The organism is Clostridium tanneri (assembly GCF_033659955.1).
In the GTDB taxonomy this organism is placed as follows: domain Bacteria; phylum Bacillota; class Clostridia; order Clostridiales; family Clostridiaceae; genus Clostridium_AM; species Clostridium_AM tanneri.
The window spans coordinates 1-557 of the sequence record NZ_JARUJP010000089.1; the positions used below are offsets into that span (position 1 = coordinate 1).

At 32.3% G+C, this 557-nt stretch carries 1 protein-coding gene; it reads left to right on the forward strand.

Going from position 1 to position 557, the window contains the following annotated elements; all coding sequences use genetic code 11:
• The coding region (locus P8V03_RS19060; RefSeq protein ID WP_318799382.1) for a hypothetical protein at window positions 1-557 on the forward strand (557 nt) is incomplete at both ends.

Consider the following 557-nt stretch of genomic DNA (forward strand, 5'->3'; position numbering starts at 1 on the left):
ACAAATGGGTACAGATTTAACCTTTAATAAAGGGACAGATGGAAGTTATACCATAAAGGATAAAAGTGGAGGAGTTCTTGAATTTGTTCCTGGTGGATATTTACACAAAATAAAAGATAAGAATGATAACACCTTAACCTTAAGTTATGATGGAATCATATTAAAGAAAATAACTGATGGAGCAGGAAGAGTAACTACCCTAGATGTATTAAGTAATGGATATCTTGTAGGGATAATAGAGTCAGATGGCAGCAGAACCAGCTTTGATTATAATGGACAACAGCTTTCTAAAGTAACTTATCCTGATGGAACTTACACTGTTTTTACTTATGATAGCAAGAATAATCTTAAAAAGGTACTAAATTATGATGGTTACAATATAAACTATGACTATTATACTCAAGCTCCTTACAGAGTCAGCAGCATAAAGGAATTTGGTACAGATGGAGTGGCAGGAGAAAGTTTAGCAATTGCTTATGGATATAACACAACTACCTTTACAGATAATAAAAGTAGGGTTAATTTATATCAATTTACTGATTATGGCATGACTAAGA